This window comes from Pseudoalteromonas sp. ABE4_541, assembly GCF_056312285.1.
In genome coordinates this window covers 176,123-193,290 of sequence record NZ_JBSVEM010000003.1, presented here as the reverse complement: position 1 = coordinate 193,290, position 17,168 = coordinate 176,123, and the positions used below count along the sequence as shown (strand labels likewise).

The window sequence follows — 17,168 nt, the reverse complement described above, 5'->3', positions numbered from 1 at the left end:
GCTTTAAACTTCCCGTTTTATTCTTGCAGTAAATATTTTATTTTACTTTTAATTATATCAATCGCAACGCGATTCATACCACCACGGGTGACAACCAAGTCAGCATTGTGCTTTGAAGGCTCAATAAATTGATAAAACATCGGTCTTACCGTTGCTTGGTATTGTTCAACCACAGACGGTAAGCTCCTACCGCGTTGCTCAATGTCTCGTTGCATTCGACGCAGTAAACAAATATCTAAAGGTGTATCAATAAACACCTTGATATCAAACTCTTCACTTAATGCGGGATCGCTTAACAGTAGAATTCCTTCTATAATTAATATCTTAGCAGGAGTTACTGTGCGCGTTTTATCGCTTCGAGTGTGTTGGGCATAGTCATAAGTAGGGACCTCAACAGCCTTACCTTGACGTAGTTGCTCAAGATGTTCTCGTAGCAAATCATGTTCAAACGCATCCGGATGGTCATAGTTAGTTTGTGTTCTATGCTCAAACGGCAAATGCGATTGATCTTTGTAATAAGCGTCTTCTTCGATAATGGCAATGGCACCCGACTCGAGTTCATTAACCAATTCATTGTATATAGTTTGCGTAAATAGAGATTTGCCGGAAGCAGACGCCCCAGCAATGGCTATAATTGTTCGTGTCACTAAAGTTCACACCCAGCAGTTGTTAACGTTGGAAGATCACAATAGCAAAAAAGACACGATTAATCTCTTTTGCCTCGCTTAGGATGCAAATTTAACGACTTTGCATGTGACAAAACAGGACTTATGTCCTCTGGGCCAAAATCAGCAACTTCAGGCTGTTATTGAATTTTATGATGCTTTTGTGACAGCGGACTTATGTCCTGTACGATCTTTTGGAGCGACAATAAAGTAGCAACCCTTGGGAGCAAGAGTTGAATAAACATACGAATGTAAACCCATTTTTTGTAGCAAAGAGGTAAACAATGGCAAGAGCAATTATTTTAATGGCTGACAGCCTAGGCATTGGCGCCGCGCCTGACGCTGAGAAATTCGGTGATGTAGGTGCAAATACGTTTGCCCACCTTTTACAAGCATACAAAAAAGAAACGGGTAGCGCGTTAGCATTACCCAACCTTAGCCGATTAGGTCTTGCGGATGCATGCGAAGCAGCTGGTAAAGAACAATGTGAGCTAAGCGAACGTCAAGCGCCAATGGCTGCTTGGGGTTATGCTAAAGAGCTTTCAAGCGGTAAAGATACGCCCTCGGGGCATTGGGAGATGGCAGGTGTGCCAGTATTGTTTGATTGGGGTTATTTTCCAAATACAGTACCTTGTTTCCCACAGGCGTTTGTAGATGAACTGTGCAAACGCGCTGATATTCCTGGCATTTTAGGCAACTGTTACGCCTCAGGAACAACAATTTTAGAGCAACTGGGTGAAGAGCATGTGAAAACAGGCATGCCAATTTGTTACACCTCGGTTGATAGCGTTTTTCAAATAGCCGCTCACGAGCAATCGTTCGGCCTTGACAAGCTTTATCAAGTATGTGAAATCGCACGGGCACTGCTTGATGAAATGAATATAGGACGAGTCATTGCGCGGCCGTTTATAGGCACTTCGAGTGCCGACTTTATTCGTACAGGTAATCGTCGAGATTATTCTGTATTACCACCAGCGCCAACGGTGTTAGATAAACTAGCGGCAGACGGTGGTGAAGTGATCAGTGTTGGTAAAATAGCGGATATTTATGCCCATCAAGGCATTACCCAAAAGCACAAAGCGCCCGGGTTAATGAACTTATTGGAAAAAACCGCTGAGCTAGTAGATAGCGCGCCTGATCGCAGTTTAATTTTCACTAATTTAGTGGATTTTGACGAAAAATTTGGTCATCGCAGAAATGCAGTTGGTTATGCAGAAGCTTTAGCGCAATTCGATGCATATTTACCGACTATACTAGACAAGTTGCAAAGCGATGACTTGTTGTTGATCACAGCAGACCATGGTTGTGATCCAACGGCTCCAGGAACAGATCATACGCGAGAGTATGTGCCAGTATTGGCTTACACCCCGGGTATGAACAGTGTTGGCCTTGGAGAGCGACAAAGTTTTGCAGACATAGGTCAAACCCTTGCCCAGTGGTTTAATTTATCTGCGCTTGAATACGGTGAAGGGTTTGTTACTTCACTACGTAAAGCATAAAGAAGGAAACAAACGATGAGCACACCTCATATTAGTGCAAACAGTGGTGATTTCGCCGAAACAGTTTTAATGCCAGGCGATCCGCTTCGTGCACAATATATTGCAGAGCACTTTTTAGAAGATGCGCGTCAAGTAACTGGTGTTCGTAACATGTTTGGTTTTACCGGTACTTATAACGGTAAGCCGGTAAGTATTATGGGTTCAGGTATGGGCATTCCTTCAATGTCCATCTACGCGAGAGAGCTAATTGTAAGCTACGGCGTAAAAAATCTGATCCGAATTGGTACTTGTGGCGGTATAAGTCAAGACATCAAAATTCGTGATGTTATTTTTGCACAAGGTGCGAGCACAGATTCAAACGTTAATCGTGCGCGTGTTAGAGGCTACGACTTTGCTGCTATTGCAGATTTTGGTTTGCTTGAAAACGGTGTAAATGCAGCACGTAAGCTTGGCATCGAAGCTAAAGTGGGTAACGTATTTACGACTGATACTTTCTATCAAGCAGACGGTGATTTTTACAAAGAGTTAGACAAACTTGGCATTATGGCAGTGGATATGGAAACTGCAGGTATGTACGGCGTTGCGGCAGAATATGGTGCAAAAGCAATGGCACTATTTACTGTGAGCGATCACGTGATTACGGGTGAAGCAACACCTGCTGAAGAGCGTCAAAGCACCTTTAACGAAATGGTAAAAATTGCGCTAGAGTCAATTTAAAAAGTTTCATTTGTAGGGTTAGCAAGCCTACAGATTTAAAGTTCCTTGGTAACGTAATCGCAGAGTTTTGGAGACACGCCTAAAACAAAGCGAATCACACCCAAAAAGCCGCACCTAGTGCGGCTTTTTTTTATCTGTTTGTTAGTAAGCAGGCGCACGTTCGCTTATCCCAGCTATGCTTGTGTTTATCGATAAATGTGAAGGATATAAGTATGGCCATCGCAGCTTCCTTACTTTCTGCATGGATGATGCTCCAAGTAAGTGCACCTCAGGTAGATGAGTTTAAAACTCTAGCGTCAAATGATCCACAACAAGCCTTGCAGGTATATCCAAAATTGCTAGAGCAGGCCTTGAACCCTGAAATCAAAGTAGCAGTGCATTACGAGGCATTACTTGGCGCAATGAACGCGGGTGAGTGGGAGGTGTATGTGAATATCGTGAAGTCTTTAAAAGAACCTAAGCTTTTCAACCTAACACAAACTTATGCATTTAAATTACTCACACGTATTGGCGTTGCTTATCGTCTGAACTATCAGTTACAGCAAGCAAAGTATCATTATAAATGCGCGTTAGATAAATCGGGTAGTGATATAGAGCATACCTTACTAAAGGTAAATTTAGCCATTGTGTATCGGTTACTTGAGCAACCCGCCATGGCATTTCAGTTGATTGACAGCATTGATGTGGAGCAGCTTTCTACTAAAGTGAGAGCGGGCTATTTTGTTGTAAGAGGTAACATACTAGAAGCATTGGGAGAGTTTGATAAAGCGCTGAATAGCTTCGAACAGGCTTATCATCAGTATATCAAGTTAAACAACCAACGTGCTCAAATCGGTGTTATGTACAACATTATGGGCTCCGCATTGGCAAACAAACGGTTAGATCAATTTTCGCAGTATCGAGTGGGTTTCAAAGAAAAAGTGCGCGAATACCATGCAAACTCTTCAGATTATCTTCAGTGGCTAGATACCATTGCAGCAATACAGAAAACGGAAAAAATGTCGGCTGAGCAAGAAAAGTGGTTAAGAGATAACGCGCGTCAATTTACACTGCGCGGCTACAAAGCTGATATTAAGGCGCACTTAATGACAATTAATGCTGAGCATTTGTACTCAGAAGCTCCTTTTAGTGAAGCGAACAAAAATACTTTGCCTGAACTTTTAGGCAAGGTGTGGTGCACTTAGCTTTTGACTTTGTTGACATATCTGCCATGGTTTAAAGAGGTCTTAAAGTGAAATTTGGCTAAGCAGAATGCACTTTATAGTAACCGAATTTGAGTCAATGCAGTGTTTGGGAGATTTAAATGGCGCAATGGAGCAGAGGGAAGGTTTTAGATGTAACATGGTGGACACCCAGCTTGTTTAGTTTACAAATTGCGGCCGATATTCAGCCGTTTAAAGCTGGGCAATTTACCAAACTTGCTCTTGAAATTGACGGCAAACGCGTTTCGAGGGCTTATTCATTTGTGAATCCACCTGAGGATCCGACACTTGAGTTCTACTTAATTGAAGTTACGGACGGCAGCTTATCGGAACGTCTCGCTCAGCTCAAAGCTGGTGATGAGGTATTCGTTGGTTCACAGGCCAATGGTTTTCTCACGTTGGATGAAATTCCCGACGTAGACGTACTTTGGATGCTGAGCACGGGGACCGCCATAGGGCCATTTCTTTCAATATTAGCGCAAGGCCAGTTGTGGGAGCGATTTAAAAGAGTAGTATTAGTGCATGGAGTAAGGACAAACGCGGATTTGACGTATCAAAAGAGGATTAAGGAAATTGAAAGCTTATTTGAACAGTTTAGCTATGTGCCCGTGGTTTCCAGAGAAGAGCCTGAAAACGGCTTAGCTGGCAGAATAACGCGCTTGTGCCAAACTAATGAGCTTGCTCAGTTTTGTTGTTTTTCTAGCTTTCCACATTCAAGCCACTTTATGGTTTGTGGTAACCCTGAAATGGTAAAAGAAACATCGAGTATTTTGGTCGATAAAGGCTTTAAAAAGCATAGGCGAGCGGAAGCTGGACATATTTCAGTAGAACAATATTGGTAATAATAATGACTGATGATAAACGAATAATATTAGTATATCGTGTGGAACCTGGATGCCTTGGACCGAAAGGCTCTGACTTTATTGAAGGTTTTTGCGATTTTGCGAATAAGAGAATCAAACCGCCAGCTTATGCTGTTTTTAATTTTGTGCCACGCTATGACAAATCGTTGCCCGAGCGTGAATATAAAGTCGGCATTAAAAACTTATCTGAACCACAAGCAGAGGCTTACTTAGATAAACTCGGAAAAGATAAAGAGGAATTTGAGGAGCAAATAGATGAACTACTGTCACATGCGATTGAGGCTTATTTGAAACGGAAATAACATTATGCATCTTGCTTGGCGCTGCTTGTTGAATAGGTTGCTTCTAACGTACATAGTCATTTTTTCATCAGTCTGTGCTGCTCAGACAATTAAATATGTTGATGCTACTGTACTTCGTAATAACCCAAATAACCTTTACTTTGTGAAAGTTTTAGAACTTGCGTTGTCAAAAACTCAAGCTGGTTCGGATCTTGATTGGTTGCAGCCTATGGATGCCCTTATCACGCAAAATAGGCAGTTTATTGAGCTCAATAAGGGTAATGTAGATGTCATGTGGACCATGCATTCCAAAGCGCGAGAGAAGCAGGCCTTGGCGATTGAGGTGCCTTTAGCGTTTGGCAGCTATGGTATCCGCTTGCTAGTTATCAATCAGCGCGATAGACGGCTATTTGAACAAGTTAGGAATATTGCTCAGCTGAGCAAAATGACAGCGCTAGTAGGCAGAGATTGGCCAGATAAGTTAATATTGGCTGAAAATAGCTTAGATTTTAATGACTCAGTGAGTGAGGAACACTTGTATGGCTTATTAAGCAAAAAGGCGGGTCGGTACTTCCCTCGTGGGGTCACTGAAGCGACAGCCGAACTTGCGAACTTAGACTCTCCAAATGACTTTGTCATTTATCCCAAACTGGTTTTACAGTACCCAACCGTCATGTATTTTTATGTACGTAAAGATGATCTTAGGCTTGCTCAGCGATTGGAAGATGGGCTAAAAATGGCGTTAGAGGACGGAAGTTTAAAAGCGCTATTTTTTTCGTTTTCGCATCATAAAGAAGCATTTTTGTCTTTTGACTTTAGCAAGGCAACACTCATGCAGCTTGGCAACAGCCAGTTAGATGCAGTAAGTGTTGCTACTATTTTATCAATGCAACAACAGTTAATTAGCGAAGCAACTAAGCTTGCTCAATCAACTCATTAAAGCTGGCATTATCATGCAAGCTGGCAAAAGCGGCTTCATGCAAAAGCTCATTTCTTAAATTCGGTGAATACTCGAGTGCCATACGAATATCAGCCATTGCATCGGCATGTTGATGCAGTATGGCGTAAGCGCAGGCTCGTTGCCAATACGCATAACCATAATCGTTATCCATATCAAGTGCTTGATTACAAAGTTGTATTGCCACGCCGGTTTGACCAAGTTCTAACAGCGCATCCGCTTTGTAAGCAATGGCCTCAACATCCTCAGGCTTGCGTTTTAGGATCTCGTCATAGATCTCTATTTTTGAATTCATATCACTCTCAAGGTTTGCACGCATCCACAGCGAATGCACCTCATTAGTGATGGTGATCTTTTTATGGTTATTTAAGATCTCTTCAGAACGTTCTTTTAGCTTAGATTCCAGTACTTGTAGGCGTTGCTCATATTCTTCAGTGATGTTGCCAACGCGTTCTTTAACCAAGTCTTCTACTTTGTTTTTTATATCACGTAATGAATTCCATCCCACCAGTACGAGCATAGAGGCGGTCGCAGTGATGATGAATAGGACATTGTTGACAGTATCAGTCGTGTAGGTGAGCGCGCGATCAGCAGCATCAAGCTGCGAGTGTGTCACTTGCTTAGTGAGATCTTCTCTTAGTTTTTGTTGATCATAACGCACCGATTTCAGCTCATCTAATATATACCTTTCTAATAAAGGTTTATACATGGGCTCTTTGAGTTCAGAAAGCGCTTGCTGTTGTTCAACGTCGCTTGGTTTGTTGTCAGATTGCGCGGTAACGAAAAAGCTACACAGAAACAAGCAAAGCATAAAAGAGAATGATTTCATAACGGACTATACTTTTATTTTTGTTAATTCGGAATGGTGCATGAAGTTGCGCTAAAATGCAAAGAAACCCAGAATGTTGCATGCAGTATAGGGTTTATATGCAAGTGTTTGTATCATATATATCCAAACTTATAATGAGCTGTTGTTATGGAAAAATTTTTTTGGTTGTTGGCGCTCTACTCGTTCTCTTTCGCAATATGCGCTCAGCCAAAGCTTAATGTCGTGACTGAGGAGTGGGTACCGTACAACTATACCAACGAGCAGGGTGAAATTGTGGGTAGGGCTACCGAGAAGGTCAAGGCTGTGTTGGCAGACGCACAAGTAGAATACGAGATAAGAAGTTACCCTTGGGTGCGATCTATGAAGTTGGCTCAAACTAAAAAGAACACGATGATTTACTCTATTTTCCGTACTCCAGAAAGGGAAGCTTTATTTTTGTGGGCTTGTCCTTTACTTACCCCAGTAAAAGAGTATTTGTTTAAGCTTCGTGAACGCAAGGATATAAAGCTTAATTCACTTGATGATGCGAAAAAGTATGTTGTTTCTTTAGTGAGGGGCAGTATTGCACACGAATACTTGCGCGCACGCGGGTTTAAAAGTGGCGAGAATTTAGACTTAACTTATGATCCCAGTGCGAGTCCTAGAAAGTTGTTGGCGGGCAGGGTTGACTTTATAATTACCACCGAATTTACGGCACATGAGCGCATGAAAGAAATGGGGCTTTCTTTAGATGCGTTAGAAATCGCTTATGAGGTAAAAAATGCCGATGAGAGAAGGGCTTGCTTAGCTTTTAACCGCGATACGGAACCGCAAATTATTGAGCGTGTTCGCAAGGCACTTGAGAGTCACAACAAGCGTTTTGTTAGTCCATAGCGGCTTCAAAGCAATGCTGCTTGCTGTACGACGATGCTATGGCGCTTTGCTAAACGCTCATGGTCTTTGTCGTATCCACCACCAATCACAGTTGCAACAGGTACTCCTCGGCTTTGACATAATTTGAGTACCAGTGCATCTCTTTTCTCGATACCTTGCCAACTCACATTGAGCTTTCCAAGGCCATCTTCTGCCCATATATCTACACCTGCATCGTAGAGCACTAAACTTGGGTTAAGGTCTTCCAACAATCCTTGCAGAGTGTGTTCTACCACTTGCAAATATTGCTTATCCTCAATGTGATTTTCTAAGCCAATATCTAAGTCACTGGATTGCTTTCTAAATGGAAAGTTTTTTTCACAATGAATGGAGCACGTGAACACATATGGGTTATGTTTGAGCATGGCTGCCGTGCCATCTCCTTGGTGTACATCTAAATCAAAAATTAACACATTACGCACATCGCCGCCTTCAATCAATGTTGTTGCACAAAACGCAAGGTCATTCACCATGCAAAACCCAGAACCAAAATCAAAGTGTGCATGGTGTGTACCACCCGCTAAGTGGCAGGCGACACCATGCTGTAAAGCAAGTTGTGCGGTTTTTAAGGTACCTAAAGGTGCAGTGAAAGTCCGAGCCATCAAAGCTTCAGACCAAGGTAGCCCTATACGTCGCATCGCTTTTTCGTTGAGTTTGTTGTGCCACAAATCCCACACATAGTTGTCGCAATGAATGTACTCCAAATCGTTGGGTGAACCTAATTGCGGTTGATGGAGATTGTGATGGATCAAGCCATTTGCTTTACAGCGCTGATATAACCTTGCAAATTTGCTCATCACAAACCGGTGTTTAGGGTCAAAGTTAAACGAGTAATTAGGGTGATAAACCAAGGGTAAATGTGGGTTCAATGTCATGGTGTCATCAATTATATATCAGTCGTATTTACTTGTGGTCGCGCCAAACAGTTTTGGTATAATAACGGGTTTGCGATGTCTTCGCGAGTAACGCCCCATAGTTTAACCTCTAACGAGCACGGTAATGAGTAGTAACAAAACAACTGAAGTATTATCAAAAGGTGATGAGCAGCATTTAGACAAGGCTCTTAGCTATTTGAAGCAAGGAGAGCTTGTAGCCATACCGACCGAAACGGTTTATGGCTTAGCGGCCGATGCCGCGCAGCCTGAAGCTGTTGCAAAAATTTTTGCTGCAAAAGGCCGACCTGCAAATCATCCTCTAATTGTGCACATTGAGCATGCCAATAAAGTGCAGCAGTGGGCATCGGTTGTACCAGATCATGTTGAGGTGTTGGCGAAAGCGTTTTGGCCAGGACCACTCACTTTGATACTGCCAAAGGCTGCTCATGTTTCAAAGGTTGTAACGGGGGGTCACGATACAGTAGGTATTCGTGTACCAAATAATGCCAAAGTATTGGAACTATTAGGGCGTTTAGATTCTGGTTTGGCGGCACCATCTGCAAACCCGTATAAGCGTATTAGCCCGACGAATGCAGAGCAGGTGATGTTTGGGCTTGAAGGAAAAATTGCAGCGGTACTTGATGGGGGGCCCTGTGAGGTTGGCCTTGAGTCAACCATATTAGATGTCAGCGGCGATGTGCCAACAATTTTACGTGCAGGTCCCATTAAGAAATCGCAAATTGAAGCTGTATTGGGGTGCGAAGTATACGCGCCTAAGTCACATAACACGGCGGTTCCGGGCAATGTGAAAGCACATTATCAACCGAGCAAACCTGTGCAGTTAATGACACATAAAGAAATCGCAGATTGTCTGGCGAAATTGGATAGTATCGCTCAACAAGCGATTGCCGTGTTATATTACTCTGAACATATGCAAATCGCACTTGAAGGATATAGTGCCGTTGCTATGAAAATGTCCAGTGATAAAAAGGCCTATGCGCAAGCACTATACTATGCGTTGCATCAACTTGATCAGGCCGACGTTTGTGAAATTTGGATTGAAATGCCACCGCATGAAGAAGCTTGGCAAGATGTACATGATCGCTTAACGCGCTCGGCTGCTAGTCACTGATAAATGCAGTGTTTACACTGCATTTATTACGCTACTGATTAGACCGCAGCTTCTTGTGTTAGCGAAGGGCTTTCAACAGGCTCGATATATTCAATGACCTTTAAGCCGAACCCAGATAGTGCTGGGTATTTGCGTGTATGTCCCATCAACCTGATCTTAGCTACACCCAGATCTGCCAATATCTGTGAGCCAAGCCCTGTGGTTCGTGTATTTTTGATTTGATTGATACAAGGAGGCTGGTAGTCGCTTCCGAACATTTCATGGCCTTGTAAAGTTTTACTCAGTTGTTCGGTGTCTTCACTACCATTGAGAATGACTAACACCCCACCTTCACCACTGATTTTTTCCATTGCAGCTGGTACTGTCCAGCTATCACTCGTCGCTTTTTTACTCAGCAACAAGTCTAGCAAGGTATGTTGGAGGTGTACCCGCACTAGAGTGGGTGTTGCTTTGTCTATTTTGCCTTTTGTTAGGGCGTAATGGAGCTGACCTTGAACGCTATCTTTATAGGTTAATAAGTTAAAGTCGCCAAACTGTGTTGGAAAGTTGCATTGTGCAACTCGCTCAATACTCGATTCATTGAGGTTTCTGTATTCAATGAGGTCGGCGATAGTACCAATTTTTAAGTTGTGCTTTTGTGCAAACAACTCAAGATCAGCGCGTCGGGCCATCGTTCCATCTTCGTTTAAAATCTCAACAATCACTGAACTTGGTTCTAAGCCAGCTAAACGTGCGAAATCACAACCAGCTTCCGTATGCCCTGCACGTACTAGTACGCCACCCTCTTTTGCTTTTAACGGAAATATATGTCCCGGTCTCACAATGTCGCTTGGTTTTGCTTTTTTGGCTATTGCCGCTTGCACAGTACGAGCACGATCAGCTGCGGAAATTCCAGTGGTTACACCCTTTGCTGCTTCAATTGAAACGGTAAAATTAGTAGAAAATTGAGCGCCATTTTTTTGTACCATCATTGGTAATTTGAGTTGCTCACAACGTTCCGCTGTCATGGTTTGACAAATGAGCCCTCGGCCATGCATCGCCATGAAATTGATAACTTCAGGAGTAACATGCTCTGACGCGACCATTAAGTCACCTTCATTTTCTCTGTCTTCATCATCCATAATGATCACCATTTTTCCTTGGGCGATGTCCGCAATAATTTCTTCCGTGCTGTTCATTTTCATTCAGATCTGCCTCTTTGTTTGATAGCTTACTGTTATTATTAATTCATTCATATTTGCAACTGTACTTTGAACACGAGGAACAGGTCTCATGATGCTAAATTATGTCAACACCCGATGAATAAGAGAAATGTTACGATTAAAGTGAGTGCAAAACTGTTCAGGGGTTGAAGCCAAGCAGTGAATTGTCTTCAGATCATAATTAATGAGAGAAGTTAAATGAGAATAAGCAGAGTCCTGTCTTTTTATTTTGTGTTTACCTAACATTGACATAATGCTTCGCTCTCGCTTACCTCGCTCATTAGGGCACTTGCCTTGATATCGTTTCAATGATTAATAGCAAAATTCATACAGATGATTGCACAATAACATGGCACAACTATGTGATAATTAGATTAATTCTTCAACAACATTGCCATTAGTTTTGTTAATAGAAGACTGGCTTGTTTTGATGGCCCCCTTATTTGCATTTTTTAGCTGCTTTACCAACTCATGGATATTGGATAAGGGAGGTGAATATCTTCATTTTGACGCATGCTCACCATGGAGCGCTTTTTTGCACTCTGTATTTACTGAGTTTTGTTCAAAATTGATATTGCCTCTCATGGAACAGTGATGATGTTTTGGGATGGGGTTGAGGCTTGGGGTGAGTGCAATAGGTTGCTTTTACGTGTCACAGGTATTCAGTAATTTTCAAAAAATGTGGTTGTTTTTTAGTAACTGCATACGTATTCAGCGGGATAAATAATATCTAGTGCTCTATGTTGTTATCGGTTTGTAAATAATATAAACAATATACGAGCACATTATGACAACATTAAATAATCTATCTAAAACATCACTTGTGGCTGGCGCAACGATGTTGCTACTTGCTAAATCAGCTTATGCGGAACCCACTACATTCGTTCACCTTTTTGAATGGTCATGGCCCGATGTTGCGCAGGAATGCGAGACATTTTTGGGGCCAAATGGGTATGCCGCTGTACAAGTGTCTCCTCCGAGTGAGCATATTCAGGGGAGTCCTTGGTGGACGCGTTATCAACCCGTCAGCTATCAATTGCAAAGCCGCGGTGGTACAGAAGCACAATTTAAAGAAATGGTCGCACGCTGCAAACAGGCTGGGGTGAACATATATGTGGATGCAGTTATCAATCATATGGCTGCAGGGAGTGGCCAAGGTGTCGCAGGCAGCGTTTATGGCGTAAAGCAGTTTCCCATGTATAGCCCTCATGATTTTCATGAGACCTGTGCCATCAATGGTGAAGACTACGGTAACAATGCGTGGCGTGTACAAAATTGTGAATTGGTTGGATTGGCCGACTTAGATACCGACTCGGCCTATGTGCAGTCACAACTTGCGGGATATTTAAATACTTTAATGGATTCGGGGGTGGCTGGATTTCGGCTTGATGCCAGCAAGCATATGCCAGCCTCAGATATTGCGTCCGTTTTATCTCAAGTCAATGGCGACCCCCTAGTATTTCAAGAAGTGATTGACCAAGGTGGAGAAGCTGTGAGCGCGAGTGAGTACTTTGCAAATGGCTTAGTGACCGAATTTAAATATAGTACCAAGCTAGGGCAAACATTTAAGGGCGGTAAACTCGCCTGGCTAAGTAACTTCGGTGAAGCGTGGGGTATGATGCCTAGCTACAAAGCGGTGGTGTTTGTTGACAACCATGATAACCAGCGTGGTCATGGTGGCGCCGGTAATGTTGTCACTTTTGAAGACGGTAAGTTATACGACTTAGCAAATGTGTTTATGTTGGCTTATCCGTATGGCTATCCCAAAGTGATGTCGAGTTTTGAATTTCACGGAGATACGGATGCGGGGGCGCCTAATGTGGCTGTGCATGACAATGGTCGGCTGAATTGTTTTGCAGATCAATGGCAGTGTGAACACCGAAGAAGCATGATCGCAGGCGCCATGGATTTTAGAAATAACACAACAGCCACTTGGCAGATAAGTAATTGGTGGGATAACGGAAATAATCAAATCGCGTTTTCTAGAGGTGCGCAAGGGTTTGTTGTTATAAATCGCGAGTCAGGTGTGATGCAGCAATCTTTGCAAACGGGGCTAGCACAAGGAGAGTATTGTGATGTCCTAACTGGTAAGCTAAGTGGCGATAAAGTGTACTGCTCTGGCCGCAAAGTTGTCGTGAAAGCAAATGGCGCAGCAGATATATCACTAGCAGGTATGGACGCCATTGCTATCCACCACAATAGTAAGATTATGGGTGATGAGCCTCCTATCGACAGTCAACGCACCATTGTGTTCATCAAAGCGCAAACGCAAGCAGGGCAAGATATGTTCATTCGTGGTGGTATTGACCATACCTATGCTCAATCCATTGGTAGAAACTGCCGTGATGATGCACAAGCCTGTATGCTTAAAATCAGTCACAACAATATAAAAAATCCAACTACCAATGAATGGAAAGCCGGAGACAACTGGCTCGATTGGGGCGCTTTTGAACAGGGGCAAGCACCTACAGCTCAAGGGAGCCCATTAGATTGGACAACGAATCTTTGGCCTAGCGAGTGGGGGACGAAGAAAACCGTTGAGCAAGACGGATTTGGTGAAACACCTTTGAATGTATATGGTGCGCATTACTGGATGTTTGACGTACAGATGGACTGTCGCAACAGTATCAATGGATGGTTTGAGCTAAAGGCGTTTGTCAAAAACGGCCAAGGTTGGGAAGGCGATATTCAGCAGCCGAATACGCCCTACGCCAGCAATAACCATTTTGCCCAGTGCGGTAAAATTAATGTTTTTGAGTTTGGTCAAAATAGCTATCAATACACTGATTTCTAATTCAACTCTCTGAAAGGCAAGTGTTGCGCTTGCCTTTTTTAATCTATTTGAAGGGACAAAAGCGCTTGTATAGCTGCATAGAAACCTCTTTTTGGGGTTTAATACGCGCATACTCAGCCAGTTGCTTTACAAATTGCTCACGTATCCAAGGGACGTTCAGCATGTCGACATACAGGGCCATGGATTGTTTTTGCCCATACTCAAATAAAAACTCACCATGCTCAAGTGCATAGGAAAAACGCTCGTACTGTGTTTGATTGGGGGCTTGCAATGCACTGACAAGCGTGCGCATGAGCACTAAATGGTAGAAATAATGATGATTATTGCCCTTGATCGCAAAGATGTTTTCTTTCACGCTATTTTGATAGCGCCAAAATTGGTCATATTCTTTCAATAGCAGCACTGTATTTAATAAATTCAAGCCAATGCGCGCGGCGCTTTCTGTTTGTTTGGCTAAACTGGCATCTCGAAACAGCGCTTTGTATAAAGGCTTTGCCTGATTTAATTGGCCACTATCGAGGTAGTTATTCGCTAAATTAACTTTGATCCGCTGGTTTTGCGACTCGGTGACTGCGAGTTGTTGCGCCTTTTCAAGTGTTTTTTGCGCGAGTTCATGTTCGTCATTGTGTACCATCGCTGACTGTAAATTCAGTAAGGTATGAAATTGGAAAAAATCGTCGTTTTTATTGAGTAAAAGTGCACAATCGTAAGCCAGTTGTGCTTGCTTGTAGTGGCCATTTATTCGTAATAATACCCCAAGGTTACTGAGTAATTTTGCATGGCGATTGGGAATAATCGTTTCCCAGGAGCTATCAGCCAGTTTGAGTGCAATGTCATTGGCCAGCTTGGGTTGATTACTGAGAATGGCTGCGCGCAGTGTGAGTTGGTAAAACTGGGCAGAGCCTTTGTTAGCTGGTAGGGCTTGGTAATGGTAAAATTGCTGGGCAACAGCATCAGGTTGGAAGGCTAGCTGAGTTTTCAGCGTATTAAGATCGGGCTGAGTACCTTGTATTAACGCGATTAAAAATGCAAAATTTAGCAGCACTCACTACTCCACGGGTTGTTCAAAATTTACTTGTTCATAAACCTGAAACTTAGTCAGCGTTTGATGTTTTAGCATAAGTCACCAGTTTACCACTGAATAATAAATAATAAAGGAAATAACAATAATGTGGATCAATAAAAGTCCTCTTTTGGGGCGCTTTGTAACTTTGCTACCTATTCAGATGGCGCATGTTGAACTGCTGCAAAGAGCGGTTGAAGATGGCCAAAGTTGGAAGCTTTGGTATGCGAATGTGCCAAGGCCTGAACAAATGCCAAATTATGTTGCTAGTGCAGTAAAAGGTATGGAACTTGGCAATATTGCTTATGTTGTGATTCATAATGAAACAAAGCAGGTGGTAGGTACAACGCGATACTATCAAGTGGATGACGTAAATCGTCGGGCGGCCATTGGCTACACTTGGTATGCAAACGCAGTAAAAAGAACCGCAGTAAACACCGAAGCAAAATTACTCCTCCTGCAAAACCTGTTTGAGTCTTGCGACGCCATCGCCGTTGAATTTAGAACCCACTTTTTTAATCAGCCTTCCCGCAGTGCCATCGAACGTTTAGGCGCGAAACTGGATGGAATTATACGAGCACACCAAATTATGCCAGATGGCTCGCTTAGAGATACCGCAGTCTATTCAATCATCGCTTCAGAGTGGCCAGCCGTGCGCAATAACCTTGAGTATAAACTAACTAGGAGTGACTGATCTTTGCCGTGTGTTTTTGCTGCAGCCATTTGGTTATTTTGGCAAAACAGAGCCCGCGCCGCATAGTTTGGCTATCAGTTTTAAAATCCGGACAGAGGTAAGCCATATGTCGACGCCTAGCCAAATAAAATGGGAACTAACTTACGGTGCTTAAGTCGAATAAATTTAAGATGATATAACCAATAACCAATAACCAATAACCAATAACCAATAACCAGAAGAAAATACTTATGTTTCCTGTGGATGTATTTATAACTTATACCTTTGCGTGTGCCTTGTTGGTGATTTCACCTGGCCCAGATAATTTACTGGCGATAGGGCGAGGATTAAGTCAAGGAAAGTTAGCTGCTATTGTATCTGGTGTATCATCAGGGACTGGTATAGTTTTTCACGTGTTCGCGGCAACTTTGGGGCTAACCATTTTGTTGCAAACCTCCACCTTGGCGTTTTATACCGTGAAATTTATAGGTGCAGGTTACTTGATCTGGCTAGGTATCAAGGTACTTAGAAGTAAAAGTTTATTTACGCTTAATCAGCAGGTAGAAAAGCGCTCACTGTATTCAATTTTCGCGACAGGCTTTTTGTCTGCCGCGCTGAACCCTAAACCGGGGTTATTTGTATTGGCGTTTGTACCACAGTTTGTTAATCCAGAATTGGGCTCAGTCACCACGCAAATGTTTGTGTATGGTATTTGGTTTGCTACTTTAACAGCGCTGGGTTTTTGCTTGATGGGGATTTTTGCCTCTAAATTAAGCACATGGTTAACGCATAAACCTAGGGTTATTGCCGGGTTGAACATAGGTGCTGGGTTGACGTTTGTGTCGTCGGGTCTTGCGGTTGCATTCATGAAGCAGCGTTGAGCTTGAAAAATCCGATGTATGCCACTATCTCAGGTATTATTCCCTTTAGGACCAGCATAGTACTGGTGCACTTAACTTATTGAAGGCATAACTATGAACCCAATTTTAGCTATTTTAAAAGAACATAATATTAGTGATGAGCAAGTTAACGAACTATTTCAAACACTGACCGAAAACCCTATGATGGCGATGGGCGTGATTGCTAATTTAGGCATTCCTCAAGAAAAATTACAGCAACTCATGGGCTTAGTGATGCAAAATCCCGCGTTGATCAAAGAAGCGGTTGATGAGCTAGGTTTAGACTTTGCAAAAGTAGAAGCAGCTAAAGCTAAGCTGAAGCAGTAAAATAACCTGAACTAGGGATAAGCAATATGCTATAGCACTGTATGATTTGGTCTGGTAATGGACTGATATAACTAACTTTGCCATATCCATTATCCCGAGTTCAGATTAAAATAAAATATTTGGCGGTATCTTTTGCCGCTAAATATTTTATTTTTTTCGATTATTCCTTTTCTTACCTTTCTTTTTAAACAAAGCTACTTGAACGGCGCAAGTTTTCTAAAACCTTGGCGCTCAGTAATGCCTGGAGGTTCCGTGTCCATATATCGTATTAAAGTGC

At 42.6% G+C, this 17,168-nt stretch carries 17 protein-coding genes; 12 read left to right on the top strand and 5 right to left on the bottom strand.

The window, feature by feature from the left end; all coding sequences use genetic code 11:
* Window positions 1-17: 17 nt before the first annotated feature.
* Window positions 18-647, bottom strand: a complete 630-nt coding sequence (udk, locus tag ACW689_RS04790) for a uridine kinase (protein ID WP_476288858.1) — start codon at window positions 645-647, stop codon at window positions 18-20.
* A gap of 302 nt (window positions 648-949) precedes the next feature.
* On the opposite strand from udk, the gene ACW689_RS04785 reads away from it, so the two are divergent.
* From ACW689_RS04785 to ACW689_RS04760, 6 genes are all read left to right on the top strand, one after another.
* Window positions 950-2,164: a phosphopentomutase gene (locus ACW689_RS04785; protein WP_476288856.1), complete on the top strand. Its 1,215-nt coding sequence runs from the start codon at window positions 950-952 to the stop codon at window positions 2,162-2,164.
* Window positions 2,165-2,179: 15 nt separating this feature from the next.
* Entirely contained in the window at window positions 2,180-2,881 is a 702-nt protein-coding gene (gene deoD / locus ACW689_RS04780) for a purine-nucleoside phosphorylase (RefSeq protein WP_476288854.1), read from the top strand.
* Between the two features lie 212 nt (window positions 2,882-3,093).
* Window positions 3,094-4,065 carry a hypothetical protein gene (locus ACW689_RS04775; protein ID WP_476288852.1) on the top strand — a complete coding sequence of 324 codons (972 nt, stop codon included), beginning with the start codon at window positions 3,094-3,096 and terminating at the stop codon, window positions 4,063-4,065.
* A 119-nt stretch (window positions 4,066-4,184) separates the two neighbouring features.
* Window positions 4,185-4,925: a ferredoxin--NADP reductase gene (locus tag ACW689_RS04770; protein ID WP_476288850.1), complete on the top strand. Its 741-nt coding sequence runs from the start codon at window positions 4,185-4,187 to the stop codon at window positions 4,923-4,925.
* Window positions 4,926-4,930: 5 nt separating this feature from the next.
* The gene (locus tag ACW689_RS04765; RefSeq protein ID WP_476288848.1) at window positions 4,931-5,248 is read left to right on the top strand and encodes a hypothetical protein; all 318 of its coding nucleotides are present in this window, start codon (window positions 4,931-4,933) and stop codon (window positions 5,246-5,248) included.
* Between the two features lie 4 nt (window positions 5,249-5,252).
* Window positions 5,253-6,167 carry a hypothetical protein gene (locus ACW689_RS04760; RefSeq protein ID WP_476288846.1) on the top strand — a complete coding sequence of 305 codons (915 nt, stop codon included), beginning with the start codon at window positions 5,253-5,255 and terminating at the stop codon, window positions 6,165-6,167.
* On the opposite strand, the gene ACW689_RS04755 is transcribed toward ACW689_RS04760, so the two are convergent.
* Window positions 6,142-7,014 (bottom strand): tetratricopeptide repeat protein, encoded by an 873-nt coding sequence (locus ACW689_RS04755; RefSeq protein ID WP_476288844.1) that lies wholly within the window; start codon window positions 7,012-7,014, stop codon window positions 6,142-6,144. The two genes, ACW689_RS04760 and ACW689_RS04755, sit on opposite strands and share 26 nt — an antisense overlap.
* A 147-nt stretch (window positions 7,015-7,161) precedes the next feature.
* On the opposite strand from ACW689_RS04755, the gene ACW689_RS04750 reads away from it, so the two are divergent.
* The gene (locus tag ACW689_RS04750; RefSeq protein ID WP_476288842.1) at window positions 7,162-7,887 is read left to right on the top strand and encodes a substrate-binding periplasmic protein; all 726 of its coding nucleotides are present in this window, start codon (window positions 7,162-7,164) and stop codon (window positions 7,885-7,887) included.
* 5 nt (window positions 7,888-7,892) lie between these two features.
* Here the strand turns inward: ACW689_RS04750 and ACW689_RS04745 are convergent, their stop codons facing one another.
* Window positions 7,893-8,801, bottom strand: coding sequence for a histone deacetylase family protein (locus ACW689_RS04745; protein WP_476288840.1), 909 nt, complete (start codon window positions 8,799-8,801; stop codon window positions 7,893-7,895).
* A gap of 124 nt (window positions 8,802-8,925) precedes the next feature.
* Between ACW689_RS04745 and ACW689_RS04740 the strand changes: the two genes are divergently transcribed.
* Entirely contained in the window at window positions 8,926-9,933 is a 1,008-nt protein-coding gene (locus ACW689_RS04740; RefSeq protein WP_476288838.1) for an L-threonylcarbamoyladenylate synthase, read from the top strand.
* A 38-nt stretch (window positions 9,934-9,971) separates the two neighbouring features.
* Here the strand turns inward: ACW689_RS04740 and ribBA are convergent, their stop codons facing one another.
* The gene (ribBA, locus tag ACW689_RS04735) at window positions 9,972-11,117 is read right to left on the bottom strand and encodes a bifunctional 3,4-dihydroxy-2-butanone-4-phosphate synthase/GTP cyclohydrolase II (RefSeq protein ID WP_476288836.1); all 1,146 of its coding nucleotides are present in this window, start codon (window positions 11,115-11,117) and stop codon (window positions 9,972-9,974) included.
* Between the two features lie 805 nt (window positions 11,118-11,922).
* Here ribBA and ACW689_RS04730 point away from each other — a divergent pair.
* Window positions 11,923-13,929 (top strand): alpha-amylase, encoded by a 2,007-nt coding sequence (locus tag ACW689_RS04730; RefSeq protein WP_476288834.1) that lies wholly within the window; start codon window positions 11,923-11,925, stop codon window positions 13,927-13,929.
* 43 nt (window positions 13,930-13,972) lie between these two features.
* On the opposite strand, the gene ACW689_RS04725 is transcribed toward ACW689_RS04730, so the two are convergent.
* Window positions 13,973-14,974, bottom strand: coding sequence for a tetratricopeptide repeat protein (locus tag ACW689_RS04725; RefSeq protein WP_476288832.1), 1,002 nt, complete (start codon window positions 14,972-14,974; stop codon window positions 13,973-13,975).
* Between the two features lie 124 nt (window positions 14,975-15,098).
* Between ACW689_RS04725 and ACW689_RS04720 the strand changes: the two genes are divergently transcribed.
* The 3 genes from ACW689_RS04720 to ACW689_RS04710 all read left to right on the top strand — a co-directional run bounded on the left by ACW689_RS04720 (window position 15,099) and on the right by ACW689_RS04710 (window position 16,891).
* On the top strand, window positions 15,099-15,686 hold the full coding sequence (locus tag ACW689_RS04720) for a GNAT family N-acetyltransferase (protein ID WP_476288830.1): 588 nt from the start codon (window positions 15,099-15,101) through the stop codon (window positions 15,684-15,686).
* Between the two features lie 230 nt (window positions 15,687-15,916).
* Entirely contained in the window at window positions 15,917-16,546 is a 630-nt protein-coding gene (locus ACW689_RS04715; protein ID WP_476288828.1) for a LysE family translocator, read from the top strand.
* A gap of 93 nt (window positions 16,547-16,639) precedes the next feature.
* The gene (locus ACW689_RS04710; RefSeq protein WP_476288826.1) at window positions 16,640-16,891 is read left to right on the top strand and encodes a DUF2999 family protein; all 252 of its coding nucleotides are present in this window, start codon (window positions 16,640-16,642) and stop codon (window positions 16,889-16,891) included.
* Window positions 16,892-17,168 lie beyond the last annotated feature (277 nt).